21 protein-coding genes and 1 tRNA gene are annotated in these 19,181 nt (G+C 39.1%); 17 read left to right on the plus strand and 5 right to left on the minus strand.

Going from position 1 to position 19,181, the window contains the following annotated elements:
• Positions 1-29 precede the first annotated feature (29 nt).
• The 15 genes from J7R07_RS04575 to J7R07_RS04640 all read left to right on the plus strand — a co-directional run bounded on the left by J7R07_RS04575 (position 30) and on the right by J7R07_RS04640 (position 13,938).
• Positions 30-479, plus strand: a complete 450-nt coding sequence (locus tag J7R07_RS04575; protein WP_007346755.1) for a hypothetical protein — start codon at positions 30-32, stop codon at positions 477-479.
• 75 nt (positions 480-554) lie between these two features.
• A complete protein-coding gene (locus J7R07_RS04580) occupies positions 555-1,253 on the plus strand; it encodes a phage adaptor protein (protein ID WP_019224397.1) in 699 nt (232 codons plus the stop codon).
• On the plus strand, positions 1,253-2,710 hold the full coding sequence (locus J7R07_RS04585) for a hypothetical protein (protein ID WP_208435747.1): 1,458 nt from the start codon (positions 1,253-1,255) through the stop codon (positions 2,708-2,710). The genes J7R07_RS04580 and J7R07_RS04585 overlap by 1 nt, the downstream gene beginning before the upstream one ends.
• Before the next feature lie 41 nt (positions 2,711-2,751).
• Complete coding sequence (locus J7R07_RS04590; protein WP_019224396.1) at positions 2,752-3,135, plus strand: hypothetical protein; 384 nt, start codon at positions 2,752-2,754, stop codon at positions 3,133-3,135.
• A gap of 1 nt (position 3,136) precedes the next feature.
• A complete protein-coding gene (locus J7R07_RS04595) occupies positions 3,137-4,192 on the plus strand; it encodes a tail fiber domain-containing protein (RefSeq protein ID WP_007346751.1) in 1,056 nt (351 codons plus the stop codon).
• Positions 4,192-6,177, plus strand: a complete 1,986-nt coding sequence (locus J7R07_RS04600) for a hypothetical protein (RefSeq protein WP_208435748.1) — start codon at positions 4,192-4,194, stop codon at positions 6,175-6,177. The genes J7R07_RS04595 and J7R07_RS04600 overlap by 1 nt, the downstream gene beginning before the upstream one ends.
• On the plus strand, positions 6,170-8,383 hold the full coding sequence (locus J7R07_RS04605; RefSeq protein ID WP_007346749.1) for a hypothetical protein: 2,214 nt from the start codon (positions 6,170-6,172) through the stop codon (positions 8,381-8,383). Before J7R07_RS04600 ends, J7R07_RS04605 begins: the two co-directional genes overlap by 8 nt.
• Positions 8,383-9,375 (plus strand): transglycosylase SLT domain-containing protein, encoded by a 993-nt coding sequence (locus tag J7R07_RS04610; RefSeq protein ID WP_007346748.1) that lies wholly within the window; start codon positions 8,383-8,385, stop codon positions 9,373-9,375. Before J7R07_RS04605 ends, J7R07_RS04610 begins: the two co-directional genes overlap by 1 nt.
• Complete coding sequence (locus J7R07_RS04615; protein ID WP_007346747.1) at positions 9,368-10,348, plus strand: tail fiber protein; 981 nt, start codon at positions 9,368-9,370, stop codon at positions 10,346-10,348. The genes J7R07_RS04610 and J7R07_RS04615 overlap by 8 nt, the downstream gene beginning before the upstream one ends.
• Before the next feature lie 9 nt (positions 10,349-10,357).
• Entirely contained in the window at positions 10,358-10,609 is a 252-nt protein-coding gene (locus J7R07_RS04620) for a hypothetical protein (RefSeq protein ID WP_007346746.1), read from the plus strand.
• Positions 10,610-10,626: 17 nt separating this feature from the next.
• Positions 10,627-12,684: a hypothetical protein gene (locus J7R07_RS04625; RefSeq protein ID WP_208435749.1), complete on the plus strand. Its 2,058-nt coding sequence runs from the start codon at positions 10,627-10,629 to the stop codon at positions 12,682-12,684.
• A 14-nt stretch (positions 12,685-12,698) separates the two neighbouring features.
• Complete coding sequence (locus J7R07_RS04630) at positions 12,699-13,364, plus strand: lysozyme (RefSeq protein ID WP_007346744.1); 666 nt, start codon at positions 12,699-12,701, stop codon at positions 13,362-13,364.
• Positions 13,361-13,588 (plus strand): hypothetical protein, encoded by a 228-nt coding sequence (locus J7R07_RS04635; protein WP_007346743.1) that lies wholly within the window; start codon positions 13,361-13,363, stop codon positions 13,586-13,588. The genes J7R07_RS04630 and J7R07_RS04635 overlap by 4 nt, the downstream gene beginning before the upstream one ends.
• Positions 13,521-13,739, plus strand: a complete 219-nt coding sequence (locus J7R07_RS08360; RefSeq protein WP_026088024.1) for a hypothetical protein — start codon at positions 13,521-13,523, stop codon at positions 13,737-13,739. The genes J7R07_RS04635 and J7R07_RS08360 overlap by 68 nt, the downstream gene beginning before the upstream one ends.
• Positions 13,720-13,938 (plus strand): hypothetical protein, encoded by a 219-nt coding sequence (locus tag J7R07_RS04640; RefSeq protein WP_007346742.1) that lies wholly within the window; start codon positions 13,720-13,722, stop codon positions 13,936-13,938. Before J7R07_RS08360 ends, J7R07_RS04640 begins: the two co-directional genes overlap by 20 nt.
• Positions 13,939-14,001: 63 nt before the next feature.
• Here J7R07_RS04640 and J7R07_RS04645 read toward each other — a convergent pair whose 3' ends face one another.
• On the minus strand, positions 14,002-14,283 hold the full coding sequence (locus tag J7R07_RS04645) for a type II toxin-antitoxin system YafQ family toxin (RefSeq protein WP_019224394.1): 282 nt from the start codon (positions 14,281-14,283) through the stop codon (positions 14,002-14,004).
• A gap of 7 nt (positions 14,284-14,290) precedes the next feature.
• Positions 14,291-14,572 (minus strand): type II toxin-antitoxin system RelB/DinJ family antitoxin, encoded by a 282-nt coding sequence (locus J7R07_RS04650; protein WP_007346740.1) that lies wholly within the window; start codon positions 14,570-14,572, stop codon positions 14,291-14,293.
• Positions 14,573-14,786: 214 nt separating this feature from the next.
• Between J7R07_RS04650 and J7R07_RS04655 the strand changes: the two genes are divergently transcribed.
• Positions 14,787-15,167 carry a helix-turn-helix domain-containing protein gene (locus tag J7R07_RS04655; protein WP_007346739.1) on the plus strand — a complete coding sequence of 127 codons (381 nt, stop codon included), beginning with the start codon at positions 14,787-14,789 and terminating at the stop codon, positions 15,165-15,167.
• A 1,008-nt stretch (positions 15,168-16,175) separates the two neighbouring features.
• Here the strand turns inward: J7R07_RS04655 and J7R07_RS04660 are convergent.
• The 3 genes from J7R07_RS04660 to J7R07_RS04670 form a co-directional block, all read right to left on the minus strand.
• Positions 16,176-16,250, minus strand: a tRNA-Val gene (locus tag J7R07_RS04660).
• Between the two features lie 98 nt (positions 16,251-16,348).
• Positions 16,349-16,711, minus strand: coding sequence for a cell cycle two-component system response regulator CpdR (gene cpdR, locus J7R07_RS04665; protein WP_208435750.1), 363 nt, complete (start codon positions 16,709-16,711; stop codon positions 16,349-16,351).
• A gap of 730 nt (positions 16,712-17,441) precedes the next feature.
• Positions 17,442-18,359 (minus strand): serine aminopeptidase domain-containing protein, encoded by a 918-nt coding sequence (locus J7R07_RS04670; protein WP_208435751.1) that lies wholly within the window; start codon positions 18,357-18,359, stop codon positions 17,442-17,444.
• A gap of 276 nt (positions 18,360-18,635) precedes the next feature.
• Between J7R07_RS04670 and J7R07_RS04675 the strand changes: the two genes are divergently transcribed.
• Positions 18,636-19,094: an Hsp20 family protein gene (locus J7R07_RS04675; RefSeq protein ID WP_208435752.1), complete on the plus strand. Its 459-nt coding sequence runs from the start codon at positions 18,636-18,638 to the stop codon at positions 19,092-19,094.
• The last annotated feature ends 87 nt before the right edge of the window (positions 19,095-19,181 follow it).

The following is a 19,181-nucleotide window of genomic DNA, read 5'->3' on the forward strand; positions in this document are numbered from 1 at the left end:
AATTTTAACTTCATTAAAGGATGATAATTATGGCAGAAAAACCGCCAATTACACAGAAACCTGTTGAAACTATTGAACCTATTGAAACTGTTGGCATGATAGATGAGGGATTGCCACCTCCTTTGCAAGGACGCAACAATTGTACACAGCAGGTTAGTTTTTTGCGGGCGCGTATTAAGTGTACAGATCAAGGGTTGATAACGAAAATTGGTGTTCTACCCCGAGGGGCTTTTATCAAAAGCATTAAAATTTACGCCGTGGAGTTTTTTGAAGATGTAACAGCTACATTTGGAAAAGAGCCTCATGGTAATGATTATGGACAGTTAAGTTTTTCGCAACCTTACAATAGCAATGTGGACATTCCTATGGAGGAACGAGATGTTCCGTTAGAAGCAGAAAATGCGATTTATGTGACACGAAACAAGAAAAGCAGCAAAGGTGATGTTGAGGTGATTGTTGAGTTTTACACAAATCGTTAAAGGCATAAGGGGGCGTTTGTTTTTTTGCGTCCCCTCTTCTCTCAAGATATTCTAAGACATTTGGAAGAGAGTCATATGACAATAATAGTACAGACAAGTGGTCCGATTGGAGACAAACAGACCATTGTTCCTCATGATAAAAATTTCATTCAGATGGTGAATGATATTCAGGATGAAATTGATGATCAAACAGATGAATATGTTGATCAAGTTCAAAAGGCGATATTTTCGGCACTTCGGTTTTGTGAACGATTGCCCTTTTATTTTAATGAAAGTCGCGAAGTTGTTTTGACCACTTTAAAGGGGAAAAGCCGTTATGGAGCTGAGGAAAATCCAGTTATTCCAGCTGCTGTTCGCATTGTTGATGCTTACATTTATGAAGATAATCACAGCAAATCAAAGCTTTTGCATACAGATCCGCTTGTTATTGAGAGTCTTGTGAATGATTGTAACCATAGCATGCCTACGCGATACAGTTATTTTGAACAAAAGCTTATTTTGTATCCAATCCCAGACCGAATTTATTCTATCAGGCTTATTCTTGATCCTATAAGAATAAAAGACATTGAGAGTGCGCAAGAAGCTTCAATATGGTTTTTGGAAGCCTATGAACTGATTAAAACCCGCGCTAAATATGAAATTTATACCAATATTATTAAAGAACCACAGATGGCTGCGGCAGCCTTTGCTATGTTTCAAGAGCAACTTGATGCGCTACAAATTGAGACTTCACGGCGCAAGAATTTGTTGAGAGTTCAACATACGGATTTCTGATGACCTTTATTCCTATTGCTGAGTTTAGACCAGATGTTGCATTTATTAATAGTGGTTATTCTTGCGAGATTGTGAACGTTTTACCAGCACCCAATTCCTATATTCCAGTTCCCAAAGTTGCACCGGTTTCAGAACCTTTTCCGGATGTTATTTTGGAGGTCTATGCAGTAAGGTCATTGAGTGGTGTGCGGATTATTGTAGGGACATCAACAAAGCTTTATGAATATGATAACAGCACACGCGGTTGGAAAGATATTAGCAAGCTTGGGGAACAATATCACGCCAATGAAACGGCACCTTGGTCTTTTGCGGTCTTTGGTGATTATATCATTGCCGTTAATAACAATGATACACCGCAAATATTTGCCTTAAAGACAGCAGAGAGATTTGAAGATTTGGGGGGGAATCCCCCGCGTGCTGGACTTGTTCGTATTTGGGGAGATTTTGTCTGTTTAATGAAATTAACAGATAAGCCAAATCGTGTTCATTGGTCAGGTCTCAATGATGCAACACACTGGAAGGTTGGTGAGAAAAGTTGTGATTATCAGGATTTTCCAGATGGAGAATATATACAAGGAGCAACGCAAGCAACCAATCCGCTTATTTTTATGCGTTCTGCTATTTATCATGCAACCTTCGTTCCAGGATCTAAAATAATATTTAGTTTTGTCAAAATAAAAGACAAAATAGGGGCAAAAAGTAGTACGGCGATTACAAGTCGTGGAGACTATACTTTCTTTGTTTCTGATGATGGTTTTTATCAAATCAACAATACCGGCGAGATGTTGCCTATTGGTTTTGGCAAAGTCGATAAAACAATCTTTACGCTTTACAATAACTTTGCCATTGATGAGATGAGAGCCTGTATTGATCCGGTCTATTCACGCGTTTATTTTTCTATAAATGACGATATGATGGGAATGAATATCTATGTTTATGATTGGCTTTTGCAAATATGGAGCGTCATCAAAGGTCAGAGACTTCTCTTATTTCCTCTCTTTGCGGCAGGTTATACATTAGAAGGTTTAGACGAAGTACAAGAATGCTTGAGAGATTTACGTGCTTCTCTTGATAGTAAAATGTGGCAAAATGGCGCGCCAATGTTGGGAGCGTTTACAGAAGACAATAGATTTGGTTTTTTTGCTGGTTCTCCTATGGAAGCTGTCATTGCTTCACAAACTGTAGGGGATACAGGCAGACAGATTAATCTGATGAGTGAGGCTTTTGTTCAAGCAGATACGACCAATGGTCTTTTAAGCGTTGGAGCTGCTTTTATCATTGATAATAGAAGTCAATTAAATTGGGCGAAAGAACGTTATGCGGGCTATAGCAGCGGGATGTACAATATTCGCTCTAGGGCACGTTATCACGCTTTGCGACTTAGGATACCAGAAGGCACACCATGGACTCATATAACAGGCTTTGATGTGACGCTAAAACCCGCAGGCATAAGATGAGTTTTAAAATTTATAACACCGAAAAATGGAGTGTTGAACAAATGGCGCCCTATTTGGATAAGGTTATAAAATCAATATCTTATTTTCATAAAAAATTCCCTGATGATTATACTCCAGAGATTATTTTAAAGGATATTTTAAAAGGGGAAAAACTTCTCTGGATTATTGTGGATGAGCAGGAAAATTTTATGGCACATGTCACAACAGAGTTACAAAAACTTGTCACTGGAGTGTTGCGAGCGGTTATTATTACGCTTGGGGGAAAAGGAGGAGCGCCCTTAACGAAGCTTATTCCCCAAATTGAAGCCTATTACAAAGAAAAAGGGGCGAAAGAACTTATCATTATCGGTCGGCGTGGGTGGGAAAAATCCCTTAAATCGCATGGCTATTTCGTTAATCTTTTAGAATATAGAAAGCAGCTTTAACATGGGAAAAAGTTCAAAACCAATTCAGACGACGCAAAATACCACGCAAACAAATGCACCACCTGAATGGGCAAAAGGCATCTTTGAACGTGCTGCTAAAGATGCCATGAATTTTTATAATCAAGGCAGCGGAAAAGCTGTCTATGATGGGCAGCGTGTTGCGGGTTTAAGTGATCAAACAAAGAATGCAATTAATGGACTTGCCAATAATACGCATAACTATGATAACAACACTTTAAATGGATTAGCCACAGGGCAAAATTCAACCAGCCAGAATTTAAAGAATATGGCTTCAGGGAAGCAAATAGGCAATAATCCTTATTTTAATGAAGCACTTCAAAACACCTTAAATAAAGCTTCAGACACGATTAACAGTTCATTGGCAGGGGCGGGGCGTTATGGTTCTGGTGCACATACGGGTGTTTTAGCAGATGAATTGGGCGGCATAGCAACCCAAGCTCTCTCACAGCAATATAACCAAGACGTCAACAATATGATGCAAGCCAATGGAATGATTGATCAAGCTAATCAAAATCAGTTGGCGGGCGCTAATAACTTTTTTCAAGGTCAAAGTCAGGCGAATATCAATGCATTGGCGGGAGGCGGTTTGCTTGATGCCAATCATCAACAGCAATTAGATGCAGAACGACAGAAATGGGAACAGCAGAATAATCTTGATTGGGAGCAGTTAAGTAAGTTGCTTGCAGCTGGTACGGCTTCTGCTGGAAATTACGGGATGCAAACGGGACAAGGGACACAGTTTACACCGCGGGCAAAACCAAATCCATGGGAAATTGTTGGAAATGTTGGAACCATACTTGGTACGTTTGCTGGACTTAGTGACATCAGAGCAAAAGAAAACATTAGAGAAGTTGGGCAGAGAAATGGCTATACACTCTATGAATACAACTACAAAGGTTATCCAGAGCGCTATCGCGGGGTGATGGCGCAGGATGTTTTGAAGACAAATCCTAAAGCTGTTTTCTTGCATAAGACGACAGGCTTTTTGCATGTGGATTATAGCAAGCTTGGCTTTGAAATGGAAAGGGTGCAGTGATGGAACAAAACAGCTTTAATACTTTATCACTATTTATGAATCCAAAAGTTTTGCGTCCTTTAATACATCAGGGTCTTTTTCAGTTACCTAAATATTTTTTTCAAAAACATTCCACGCCTTCAAACACACCGTTTGAAGGACGATACAAGCCTAGTTTTATAGAACGGGCTGCTTTTAGCACAAACCCTTTTGATGCGAGCAATGGGGCTGATACGCCACAAAAATTAAGTCCTACAGAGCTTATTCGCGGCTCTTATGGGGGAGGAGGAGAAGTTGGGAAAAAAACGCCAGCAGAATTGATTATGTCTACGGATGATTTAAAGCGCCAAATGCCCCCTTTGCCGGATGCTTCAAAGGATACTGTTAAGATACAAGAGGCGCCAGAGCAACAAAAGCATGACTTCTCAGAGCAGGGAGGTATTGCATCAATGATTCCTCAACCTCCACTTGTTGGGAACATTGATCAGTCTAGTGGGGATGAAGCTGGGCGACAGCAAAAAAATGTGATGGATTATATTGCTCAACTTAATGAGAAATCTATCGCGGAAAACTCTTTGAAAAACGATTCTGGAAATGATGAGGAAAAGCTTTTTGATGCACCTATAGGAGAAGAAAAACATTTGAATGCACACTTACCAGAAGAGGAACATTTAAAATCAAATGATATGCCAGAACAGGCAACAAATTATGTAAACGCCGTTGGGAACTTTATTCATAAAGACGCAAATCCAAGCAGCTTATGGGAGCGTTTTAGAAAATCAGAATTTTCCGAGCATCTCATGGATTTTTTTGCGGGGTTAGCATCAGGAAAAACACCGCAAGAAAGCTTTTCAAATGCGGCGCTTGTTATGCGGCAGGGCAATAATGTACGTGCTCAAAATAGACCAATTTTTGAGTTTTTACGCTCTAAAGGATACGATGATAAAGATGCACAAGCAATCATGCAATATCCAGATCTTGCCATGAAAGTGATTGGTAGCACGTTAAACTCTCAAGCTGGCTCTAGTCAACAAACTTTAGACTTCTTGCGTTCAAAAGGATACAGTGATGAAGACGCAAAAGCAGTTGCGCAATATCCAAATCTTGCTCAGAAAGTCATAGGCAGCATATTAAGCCCTCAAGAAGGCTATAGAACACTCACAGTAGAAGAAAAAGCAGAGCAGGGATTGCCTGAGGATATGGTTTTCCAAGTTTCAACAAGCACAGGGAAAATTATACCTGTCCAAGGGGGACAACGTTCTACTGCTTCTGGATTAGGAGGAAATACTGATAGCATGCTGTCAAAGCCTGAAGTGGGTTATATGTTTGTTAAGGATAAAAATGCACCTCATGGCATACGTGCGTTGCCAATTGCAGGAAGTGCTGCAGAACATAAATTAATCCAAGAGCAGAAGGAGGAGAAGCGTAAAGAACAGCAATTACAAATGCAAATTTTGGATTCAGAGGAGAGATCCAATCGTATACTCTCGGCATCTAAAGAATTGCTAAAAACTGTTGAGGAACACCCGCATGTTACTGGTTTCCTTGGTTATTGGGGGTCGTTAATACCTGGTTTTAAGGCAAAAGATTTTGGGCATATGCTTGATTCATTAAAGGCGAATATTGGGATTGATGCCTTGAGAAAAGCGAAAGCATTTTCACCAAATGGCGCATCTGGCTTTGGGAACTTGTCTAATATGGAGTTGCAAACCTTGCAAAACTCTGTAGCGGCATTGTATCAAAATCTTTCCGCAGAGCAAATGAAGAAATCTTTAAAAACCGTTATCGATACTTTCAATAAATCGAATGCGGCAACGCGCGCAATTCTTTTTGGTGGTGCAGAAGCAACAAGCGAACTCGTCCGAGCAGCCTATGGGGAAGATGCTTATAAGAAAAATAATACGCAGTCAGATGTTTCACTAGAAAAACAGATAGAAGCATTGCCGGAAGGTGTATTGTTTATTGATAGTGATGGACGCATTAAGGAGAAACAAACCAATGGCTGAATTAATTCCTCCTCTCATTCATAGAAAAAATACGAGAGTCATTGGGTATGTAAGTGACTATACACCAGAACAGCTTCAAGAGCTTTTTTCAAAAAATAAGGAAAAGTTGAGTGGTTCTTTTACAGAAAATAAAGGTACCACAAAAGAAACAGAAGAAGATGGTCCACATCCAAGTGCTGCGGGTGCTTTTGGATGGGGAGCTCTTCATGGGTTAACTATGGGCTATGATGATGAACTAGCTGGAATATTAGAAGCAGGGTTTTGGGATTATTGGAAGGGAGATGAAAAGGCGGTTAAAAAATATAATGAAGTGACAAAGCGATGGCGTGACTATCAAAGGGCGGCGAACAGAGATCAGTTTTATGCGTCTTTTGCGGGGAATTTAGCGGGTGCTGCGGCCCCCATAATTGCTTCTGCCCTCTTTCCACCCGCGGCAGGGGCTACTGCTGCTGCTCGTGCGGCAATGGGGGCTGATGTTGTGTTGGGAGGTAGAGCAGGTGTTGCAGGAGCACAAATAACCAGTAAAGCTTTAGCAGCAGGAGAAAGGGCGGTGCAATCTGCTTTGGCAGAAGGTGCAGAACGCACAGCAGCAAAAGCGGCAGGTGAAGCAGCAATAAAAGCCGCAGCAAGTAAAGAGGCGGCAAAGTTTAGTTTGGGGCGTGCAGCAAAAACTGGAGCTATTTATGGTGGAATAGCCGGCAGTGGTGAGGGAGAAGGGTTTGAAGATACTCTCATGTCTGCTGGGTTTGGTGCAGGGCTAGGTGGTGCAACGCCATTTGTTGCCAGTGGTGTGTCAAAAGTGACACCTTTTGTGACAAAATCACTCAAAGCAGCATTGAGAGGACCGATAAGTTCAGCTGAAATGGCGGCAAAAGCCGCGCAAATGGCAGAAAAAGAAGCATTTCAAATAAGCGATAGAGCGTTTAAGTATGTAAGCCGGACTTTAGGGGATGAAGGCGTTGATAAGCTTGAGAGGGCATTAAAACAGCGTGGTCCTGATTCAATGATTATTGATCTTCATGAGGGGCTTTCTGCGCGAGCTTTTGATGCAGCCAAAAAAGATTATGATACCTATTCAATCGTAAAAAACCGTTTAGGAGCTCGGCAAGATGAAATTGCTCGACGGGTTAACGACGGAATAACAAAAGTGCTTGGTCCGAAAGTTAATACAAATGATTTAAAGCAAGAGATTATTAACAAAGCACAAGAAAAGGCTGGTCCTCTGTATGAGAGAGCAAAGGCAATGCCAATTGCTAAGACTGCTCAAGAGAAATTATCGCTTTTACAAAAAAGACCTGCATTTCAAAAATCCTCCGGCAAAGCAATGGAAAGAGTGCTTAATGATGTAGATCCAAAGATCTTAGCAAGCAAGAGCAGTCCACAGTTGGATATGCGGCTTTTACACAAGGCGAAAGAAGTGCTGGATGATAAGATTAATTCTGCTGCTATAAAAGGAGAACGAGGATATTCTAGAGAGTTGATGAATGTTAAGCAAGAACTTCTTGATGTTTTGGAAACCTCTTCTCCAGAGTATGCTAAAGCGCGGAACCTTTATCGAAGCGAACTCGAAATTGGTGATGCATTTGATCTTGGGAAAAAAGCACTGGAGAAGACAGTTGATTTAGATATGATTAAAAGTCAGCTTGCAGGAATGGGTTCATTGGAACGAGATGCCTTTAGAAAAGGTGTTCGTGAACAGATAGAATATGCATCAAAAAATGCCAATAATCCAGAGCATAGTTTGTTAAGTTTATTTAATGCGCAAAATGCTCAAGAGAAACTACAGCATATTTATAGTAAGGATCAAGCGGATCAGCTGATGAAAATGTTGAGACCAGAGGTGGAGCGATCAAAGCTTTTTGCACAACTGCCAAAACATATGGGTGAAGTGGAAGAGAGGGGGGCACAACAGACTATGGGGATAGGAAAGATTGCTTTCATCAAGGCAGTTGTAAAAAATTTCTTAGGGAAATTTGGACGCAAACTCTTAGGCGTTCATAAAGAGACTGAAAGAGATATTGCGGCTCTCATAACAGCGCGGGAAAAAGGAGATTTTGGGTTAGCAAGAGAAAAAGCCGTTGAATTAATTAAGAAGTTTCACGAAGCAGAAAAGAAACGCTTAATAACCAAAGAAGATCACACAAAATTCATCAATTTTGTTGGCATTCTTTTGAATAGCAGTATTGATAGAACGGTTATAAACTAATGATCAATTTTCATCCCAATGTGAAGCGTGCTATTTCACAGGCAGCACAAAAATATGGTTTGCCAGAAAGCTTTCTTGAACGCGTGGCTATGATAGAAAGTAAGGGTAACCCAAATGCAAAAAATAAAAACAGTAGTGCAGGGGGACTGTATCAATTTATCGATTCAACAGCAAAGCAGTATCAACTGAATAATAAGTTTGATCCCTTTCAAGCAACCGATGCTATGGCGCGATTAACGAAGGACAATACGCGTTATTTAACCACAGCATTAGGTCGAGAGCCATCCCAAGCAGAACTTTATTTGGCACACCAACAAGGACCAGCAGGGGCTGTAAAACTTATCAAAAATCCCAATGTGCCAGCAAGCCAGCTTTTGGGGCGTCAAGCAGTTGTCCTTAACGGAGGAAATGCGGAGGCAACCGCAGGGGATTTTATGAATCATATTTATGGGCTTTACAATAAAACGGGAGATGCTTCGAAGGGTATGACACAATCCCCCCAAGGCAATTGGCTAAATGCACAAAATGAAGTGGTTCCATTGCGCGGCGTTGAGAGATTTCAAAAGGCGATTCAAAGTGATCAAGCAAGAGAGCCATTGATAGCATATGACACGACATTACCAAACAGAATGCATGCCTCTGAAAGTGGAGATACTCTCATAGGACGGTCTATGGGAAATATGCCATTGCAGAAAAATACATCATTGCAAGCGCAAGGGATTGATGCTGGTGCGCTTAAAAAGGGTGTGATGAATCTGGTTGATTTGATGAGACGGAATAAAGATACGCAAGATCAACAAATAGAGATGGCACATCAACAAATGATGCAACAACCAATGATGGCGGGGTTTTCACAATCAAGTGCACACCCGATAGATTTAACGCCTCTTATTGATCCTTCAAGGAGAAATTCTGTTCGCTCATATGGGCAGCAAAAAGAGCAACAATTACGGGAAGAATTATTAAGAAGAACGGGGGCTTATCATGTCTGATATTTATGATTGGTCGTTAACAGCTGATAAAAATGCGCATTCAGATAGCATGATTAATTGGGCAGAGGGACAACCACCTAGTTCTGTCAATGATAGTGCGCGGGTCATGATGCAGCGTATACGTGAATATCTTGCCGATAATGGTGGTTCTCTTGATACAAAATTTATGGTGAATGGGGAAGATAAAACAACATTCATAACGTTAACAACGGTTTCACCTCTAGAAAAATATAAAAATGATATCATTCTACGCTTTAAAGCGCGTGGTACAAATGTGGGACCTGCGACAATCAATGTGAATAATATAGGAGCAAAGTCACTCTATAAAGCAACCAATACGGGGATAGTGCCATTGATAGGCGGTGAGTTACAAACGGGGGGTATTTATGAAATAGTCTATAATGATGGTGTATCAACAAAAGATCTTGATGGTTGGTATCTTTTAAATCCTACCCCCATTCCACCACCAAAGGTCGAAACCTTTCCTTGCGGGTTTATTGCAACTTTTGCTATGCAAGAAGTACCAAATGGTTGGCTCTTGTGTGATGGTGCAAGCTATAAACGAAAAGATTATCCGCAATTATTCAAGACAATAGGGGATAAATGGGGAAAAGATAGCGATACAACATTTAAAGTTCCAGACTTTAGAGGAATGTTTTTACGGGGCTTTGATGATGGACGCGGTTTAGATAGGAATAGACAATTTGCCGATATACAGCAAGATTGCCTTAAATCGCATACGCATGTTGCCACCATTGAAGAAGCAGGGCAGCATACACACGGGTTTCAGTATAATGGAGTGGGATGGAGTGCCAATGATATTGGTAGAAGAAATCCCTCTTATCACTATGCCGTTCTTGGAGGAACAACACAACCTGCTGGAGTGCACACGCATAAGATAACGATTTCTTCAACAGGCGAGGCAGAAACACGCCCTGTTAATGTACCGGTTGTCTATGCCATAAAATCATGAAGTTTTCCAATGATCAATAATCCGTCTGCTATTGATGATATTGCGGACGCGGAGCAAATTCGCGTCCTTTTTTATGCAAGCAATAGAATGGTTCATGCACCCTTAAATAAGGTGCTTGATCTTGTCAAAAGCGACATACAGCATGATCTTTTAAGCGCTTTGGCAGAATATAAAGAAGCGACAGATAAACGCATAGAGACTATGCAAAAACTTATTGATGAATTGCAATCCTATCTCACACACAACAAGACAACGAACTGATTAAGGAATGAAACGCGATGCCATTACCCTATCACACGCATATATTTAAGCTTGAACCAGCAACAAAAGAAGAAGTCAAAGAAGGTGTTTTAGATAGTAAGGTTCTTGCACCGGTTTCAGTGGGGAGTGCAGCGGCTTATGAGGTAGAATACTTTGCGAGTGCTGCTCAGGGAAAAAAGGCTGATGATGCGGTTGCAAAGAGAGATATTGGAGCCCTTGCTTACAAAGATAAGGTAACTGTTCATGATATTGAAGCAAGTGGGAAAGCCCATGAAAATACGATTTTATCAGGGGATGGTTGGATAAAAATATCACCTTTAGGAATTGGCGATATGAAGGCTGCTACATATGACCCCGATAATGTGAGGTCAAATGTGTTTTCCATGGAAAATATGCATGAAGGTCCTACCAAAAAGATCTTAACTCCAGAGGAAAGATTGAAGTTGCAATGGTTGAGTCCTACTCAGCCAACAATGGAAAAGTGGCGTCTTGGAGATGAAGGTGTTCATTATCCTATCTCTCCCGTAGAACTAAAAAATACCATTAATTATTTTGTAGGCTCAAAGTCTTTTGGTATGTCAAAATCAGTCTATGATCCAGATAAAATAGAAAAAGATGTATTTGATATGGAGAATATGAAGGAGGGGCAAAAGCATCTTATCTTAACCCCTCCAGAACGTGCACAGATTGCAAAAATTGATCAAGTTGAAGATATTGCACAACAAGGGATTCATGTTGCAAGTGAGGCAAAGAACGTTGCAGATAGTGCATTAAGGACAGCAAATGATACAAAAGCTTATGCTGTAGATGCGAAAACAACGGCTGAGACAGCACAAAAAACGGGAGACAGTGCAAAAGCTGAGGCAAATATTGCACAAACAGAAGCCGATAAAGCGCAAGATATAGCGCGCAGTGTACAGAAAAAAGTTGATCTCATTCAACCTCTTGCAGAACAAGACTGGATTGATGGCACAAAAACAATAAACGCGCTTATTTCACCAGCTAATCTGATGGCTTCAATCAAAGCCAATAGTAGCAATAGCAATGGCGGTGACAACAATGGTGGTGGGGTTAGCAAACCTGTTGAAATTCTCATGACAGAAAGTGGAGACATTCCTTGGCCAGAGGGTGTTACTGATGAGACAGAACTTGAAATATGGGCTTGGGGTGGCGGCGATGCTGGGAGTGATAGTGTTTATGGTGGCACTGGTGGCGAAGGTGGTTTTGGTGGTTGTTGTACGTACGTAAGAACAAGGAAAAAATTTCTTGGAAAGAATTCGGTCAGTATTGGAAAAGGCGGAAAAAATCCTAATAATCCTGGAGGCGGCCGCACAGTAGTTGGTCAATTTATTATAGCTTTTGGTGGACAGAATTCAATTAAACCTTATCAAAAAGGCGTGTTTAAAGGTGAGGACGCTACAGGCAAAGATGGCGATTATAATGGTAAAGATGGCTTTCTTGGTGGTCATGGTGGCCGGGGTGGTTATGGTGGTTATGACAACGGTCTTGGCAATGGTGGCATTGGCGGTCGTGGTGGTGATAATTTTTTATCCGATGGTGGTTGGGGCGGTTATGGTGGCGATGGTGTTGATTTTAAAGGCGGTAGAGGCGGTAGAGGCGGTAAAGGTGGTAATGGTGGAAGTAGTGTTTATGGTTTAGGTGGTAGAGGCGGTAAAGGTGGCGATGGTGGCACTGGCGGTAAAGGCGGTAAAGGTGGCGATGGTGGCGATGGTGGAAGTAGTGTTTATGGCGGCGGAGGCGGTGGTGGCACTGGCGGTAAAGGCGGTAGAGGTGACATTGACAAACCTGTCGGCATGAGCGGTAAAGGTGGTGATGGTGGAAGTAGTGTTTATGGCGGTGGTGGCGGTGGTGGCGGTAGTTATTCTAATGGTCAAGTCGGTCATGGTGGCCATAGCATGTGGGGCGGTCATGGAGGTAAAGGCGCTTTAAGTCCTAAAGAGAGTAAGGTACTTTATGGCGGTGGTGGTGGTGGTTATTTTCCCGGAAAAAATGCAACAGACTCATCAAGTGGTGATGGCGGTGACGGAGCAGTACTCATAAAGGTATATTTATAGGATGGAACAAAGCAATGGCACGGAGAATAAGTGAAGATTGTTTAGACTGTTTGAAAAAGTGGGAAGGTTTGCGCTTGCAGGCTTATCAAGATGTCTCTGGTGTTTGGACGATTGGTTATGGACATACAGGAAAGGCTGGCAAACCAATAGTTATTGAAGGGATGGTGATTACAGAAAAAAAAGCTGAAAACATGCTTTTGGCAGATTTGCGGCAATATGAACAAGCTGTAGAAAAAGCAGTTGATGTGATTTTAAGTGACGAGCAGTTTGGTGCGCTTGTTTCCTTTTGTTATAATGTAGGCATTTCAGCTTTTCAAAATTCTACATTACTTAAAAGACTCAACAAAGGCGATTATGAAGCAATACCTGCCGAATTACAAAAATGGACCAAAGCGGGTGGGAAGCGTTTACAAGGTCTCGTACATCGGCGTGCAGCAGAAGCAGGATTATGGGCAAAAGGTGCTTTTGTTTCCTCGAACTATCAAACGGTAGAAACAAAGGATTCAACAGTTTTTTTTAAAGCAGAAGCATTAGCACCCATTATTGGTTCTTTCTCAGGTCTTGGTGGTTTTTTAGCTGGCAATGGTCCCATTCAATGGGCTTTCGCTGTTATTATGGTTTTAGCAGCAGGCGCTGGTATTTTCTTTGTTGCTAAGCGCTTTAAGGAACACTGTTTATGATCTTATGGATGAAAAAAAATCTGATGCTAACAGGTGCGGCTTTAGCCGCTTTTTTTATAGTTTTAGCCAAAGCTTTCACTCTTGGAAAAAAGGCGGAACAGCAAAAGCAAACAGAAAATATTTTACAGACAGCAACAGCACGACTTGAGGTGGAAAATGAAGTTAACAAAAAAAGTGATGCTGATGTGCGTGCTGCTCTCTCTGACTGGTTGCGTGACCCATAAATATGCTTCTTCTTGTGTTGGTTGGTTGCCCATTTATTTAGACAAGAGAGATGTGAAGGTTATCAGTTCCAACCTAGCAAGAGATATATTGAAACATAATCAACAGGGAGCACGCTTATGTGGGTGGAAACATGGTAAGAAAAAAAGCTGAAAAACACACAGAGCTTACAGAAGCGGAAAAAGAAATGCTTCAAGAAATCATCATTACCTATCAAAGTGTGAAAGTGATGTCTCGTTTCATGAAGTGGATAGCCTTTTTTCTTTTTTTGCTTATCCTCGATTTTGCCCGCTTCATAGATGCGATAGATAATGTCATTGCACACTTAAAGCAGTGGTTTTCAAAAAATTGAAGAATTTTTATGGTGGAGAGAAAGGTTTTGCAAAGACTCCACCTCAAAAAATTATAGGTTCAATCATAAACGTAGTTCAGAGTGTGAACCAAGTCGTAAAAGCTCTAACGTTTTGGTATCTGGTTTTCGATAGATCAAAACCAAATCTGGTTTGATATGACAATCGCGGCAATTGCGCCATTGACCTGTTAGCGCATGATCTCGCCAATGCACCTTTAGTGGAGCATTCTCTGCTAATGCTTGAATCACAAGCAGCAAATCCTCTTCTAGTGAATTAGCGTATCTGCCTTTACTTTCACGTTTGAGATCACGTCTAAATGATCGAGTATAGACGATTTCACGCATAGCAAGCTCAGGTTCGTTTTTCAGATTTACATACCCTAGCTTTGTCATTGCGGATCATAGTTCGTAAGCCATCTAATGATGTATGCTTAACACGTCCCATATCAGCGTCCTCAATAGCTTGTAATGTTTCTGGGTTAGGTTGAAATAGATCAAGTGGTAGTGCTCTATCTCTAGCAATGCGGGTCATAAACATGCGTACCGCATCTGATACAGTCAAACCCGTTGAGTTAATAACTGTACTTGCAATTTCCTGAATTTCATCAGGTATGCGTGCTTGAATTTTTCCCATTTCTAAAATCTCCTTTTATTGTACTACAATGTACTACACATTGAATGGTGTCAAGAAATTTATTCAAAGATTTTGATTTTCTAGAAAATGAAAACATTTTTGGCTTCTTGTGTGACTGCGAAAAGCAATCTTGATTCGTAATTATTTAAAGAAATAGTTTTTAGATTCTGCTAGAATTGCAATGCACAGTCATTCTTCTAATAGGATTTTTTAGATGATCACACCTTTTGGCAAAACCTTACGCAAACTTCGTATTGATCATTCAGAACGCCTTTTAGATATGGCTAAAAAATTAGATATATCTTTAGCGTTTTTGTCTGCTGTTGAAATTGGCAAAAAATCTGTTCCTGTAGGAATGGAGGAAAAGATCATTGAACTCTATGCGTTAGATCAAGAAGCAGCAGAACGTTTGAGAAGAGAATCGGATGCTTGTCGTACGAGTTTTACAATAAAGCCTTCTGATTCATTTGAGCGTGAAGCTGTTGGTATGTTTTCTAGAATAATCAACACTGTTTCACAAGCAGACTTAGAATTACTCAAACAATTTTTAGAGAAAGTTGGCAAAAAAAAACGCTCTTTGCAAAGGCAAGTTTGAAAATCCTATTCCCGAACCTTTATTTAATTATCCCGAACCTTGAAAAAAGATATGTAGAATCAATAAGTTACACACTAGTAAAATTTGGATGGCAGAGCTGTCGGGATCACCATGTTTCAGTAGAATCAATAGATCTATAAAAGTTTAGAAATTTTTCTTTTTAGCCATTTTTGTAAGGAGAGGGAACTTTTGTCTAATAAAAGTAATAAATTACAATGCTGTAGCATCTGTATTGGTGGCACGTGTTGCTGTCGCTTTTCAAGCCATCTGTTGTGATTTTTATTCCTATCTGATTATGTGCTTCATGAAACAGATTACTTGCAGAATTTTTTAGTGTACTTAGCTTTTCCTTTCCTACAATAAACACTCTATCCTCAATAGAACCAATTTTAAAGATTTCTACTCGTTCAGATAAAATAAAAAAATACCTATTTAAAAATTAAAAAAACAAAAATGCTTTCTGAAATATACACTAAAATGTTATGCAAATAAGATCTGATGTACTTCCACCCATGTTCTTTAAAGTGATTATTACCTATTTTAAAATTTCAGTAGTTATGTGGTGCTCATGATGATACTTATTTTTACCATGATTTTCCATTCCTTTAACATTTCTTGTAACGTTTCTGTAGCGCATTGTTATAGCTAAATATTTTAGCAGAAAGTTTACTTTCATAGAAATGAAAAAAAGAATTATAGAGCAAGAGTTAGATTAGAAAACGACAGAGTATTCTTGAGAAAAGGAGCTGATACTTGTTGTAAGGTCGTTTATATAAAATTTTTCATTTGATGCGCTGTAAAATTACTGACATGTATGCAAGAAACTTGAAGTATTCTTTCATAAAAGGATTTGGCAGGATTCAAAAAATTATTAGAGAAAATTAAAAAAAGAATACCCTTTGTAAAAGGATGTTTAAAAACTTCATTTCTTAATTGCCACTCAAAAATCTCATATCTTGAAAAGGCACACAAACTCAATAATCTTATTTATAACATAATAAAACTAAATGGTGGGCGTGACAGGGATTGAACCTGTGACCCCTACGATGTCAACGTAGTGCTCTCCCGCTGAGCTACACGCCCATTTAATGATATTGCATACACCACATAGCATTATAAAGGTCAATGCTTAATTTAATTTTCTATTTAATTAGGCATGAATAACTTAGAAAAATGTCTTTTTAAGCAGCTATAAGTATTTTTTCAACTTCACTCACGAGTTCTCGTAAGTGAAACGGTTTAGAAAGTACTTTTGCATCAGTAGGAGCATCGCTATTTGAATTGAGTGCTACTGCTGCGAATCCTGTAATAAACATCACACGTAAATCAGGATCAATTTCAGTAGCGCGCCGTGCCAATTCGATTCCATCCATTTCTGGCATCACGATATCAGTAAGGAGAAGAGAAAATGGTTCTTCTTGCAAACGTTCATATGCGCTAGCACCATTATCGAAATCGGCAACTTCGTAACCTGCACGTTCTAAAGCTTTCGCTAGAAAGCGACGCATATCATTATCATCTTCTGCGAGTAGGATTCGTTTCATGATTGTGTTCCAATGGCTCCATTCGTCAGAGTTCTTTGTCACATCAATTATATAATACAGAGTATTTATAAAAAAGATGATAAAATGCTCATAATTAGAATGAATGGTAAAATGGTTAATTCTTATATTATTTTCAAGAATACAGCATATTAGTTGTGAGTTGGTTAAATTCGAAACGTATGTGATATAAAAAGAAGAGAGTAGTGTTTGAATATTTTAAGCACGATTAATGGCAGTTTTTTCTTCTTTTTAATTTTTTTCATTCTGGTTAGAGCTCCATTGAAGAGCGTATACGGGCATTTTATTTTAGAGAATGTTTATTTAAGACATGAAAGAGATATTATATTATAGCTTTTTGGGGAAGTTATATGACAAGATAGATTTTTTATCGCTATTTATTTTTCTATGCTACAAATTAAAAAAAGGATTTTTTATTAATAAACTGTAAATATAGTTTTAATATTTTTTCATATTCTAATAATATTTATATGAAAATTACTCTTATTTTTGCAAATTATAATAATTATAGAAATATTTATTCTGTAATTAACTTTTTTAGTTTATGCATTAAAATTAGACACTTTTGCATTTTTAATTGCAATACCGAAGTTTCGTGAAAAAAATTCCATGCAAGAAAGAGATATTCTTAAATAAAAGTATCTATTTTGCTATTTTAAAAATAAATACCCTCTTTCTTTATTACATTAAATTATAATTTTACTAAAAAATTTTAATGTATAGGTATATCACCGGGAATAAATGCATCAAATGCGGCCCAAAATTGTTTTTTATAATCTTCTTTATGCATGATCGTATCAAGTTCAGCACCCGTAATGGTAATACTATCTGTTGGCTGTACGTATTGGCATAATTTTCGCACTTCAATGTTATTTGCAATATTATTGTGACTAGCAAGGATAAATAGTGTTGGAAGTTGTAAATGTCCGTAAAGTATCTTTTTTTTCATAGAATCAATTGCATTAAGCACTGATGCCATCCATCGTGATGTTGGGAGGGGGATAGGGGGGAAAGGTGTTTTATGGGCGTATTTAAATTGCATATTTTTTTGTTTTATTTGTTTGAATTTTTTTCCGCCTTTAACTGGTAAGAATCCAAGGCCTATATCAGAAAGAAGTTGTGTTAATTTATGTTGAAAGCTATTTGTTTTATTCCCTAATGGAGCAAGAAGGGGAGAAACACAGAGCATTCTATTAAACTGATGGTTAATGAGATCCAATCCGCTAAGTGCTATCAAGCCACCTATGCCATAAGTCAGCATATAATAAGGTGGCGGGCAGTCAAGGTATACGATTTTTTTTAGAAATTCATCTAAGTCGTTAATATCATTGTTAATATCAAAATAGTGGTGTCTGTTCTGTTTTTTTGTATTGAATTGCGATTTTTCTCGACCAAACCAGTCAAATATTGCTGAGTGAAAACCACGTTTAGATATTTCATTCATCGGTAACAAATATTCTTCTATAGCATTTGTATCGCTTTCGAGAATAACGATTGTTCCTTTCGATTTTTCTTTTTCAGGATATGTTATTGCAAAACGAATTTCACGATCCATAGCTGTTTTAAGATAGCTACTACGGATATTGAGAGGAATGGAACCCAATTCTGTGAGATAAAGAGGTATTTCCAATTGACATCCTTTACAGTGTATTTTGCAACTATTAAGTGCAAAGTGAGATAATGAGAGGACAGGCTTTATGTAATGATGAAGAAGGGTTAAGAAACGGTTATGTTACTTTTCTATATTGTTACAAGCTCAAGAATAAAAGAGTTGAAATAGGAGAGAACGATTACCAAATAAGTAATGCGGTCGCCATTCTGGGATCGCTGGTTCACAGGTCAAGCTTGCCATTTTGGGGGCTTCGTGAGTCAATTCATTATAGTCGCTCTAAAGGAGGGCAATATTATGCGTCAAATAGATTTTTCACCATTTTATCGTTCAACAGTAGGCTTTGATCATCTTTTTAACCGGTTTGATTCTAGGACACAGCCCGATGATGTTTCTTCTTATCCACCCTATAACATTGAGCGTTTAACTGAAGATTCCTATAGAATTTCCATGGCTGTTGCTGGTTTTTCTCAAGATGAAATTGATATCGAAACGCATTGCAATCAACTGATTGTTAAGGGTGAAAGAAAGTCTGAAAATGATGATAAAGAACGGGAATTTCTTTATCGAGGCATTGCTTCTCGTGCTTTTGAACGGCGTTTTCATTTGGCTGATCATGTTAAAGTTATTGGAGCAGAGCTTGGCGATGGACTTCTTCATATTCAGCTTAAAAGAGAAATGCCAGCTGAACTAAAACCAAAAAAGATAACTGTGCAGACATCATCATCTGCTATAAAAGATGATAACAATTCATAATATGCGTAAAGCAAATTTAGAAGCTAAGAGAACTAAATGGTTATCGATTTCTTGAAATAGCACAATAACGCGAGATCTTTTTCTCGC

The sequence above is a fragment of the Bartonella phoceensis genome (assembly GCF_902825145.1).
Taxonomy (GTDB): Bacteria; Pseudomonadota; Alphaproteobacteria; order Rhizobiales; family Rhizobiaceae; genus Bartonella; species Bartonella phoceensis.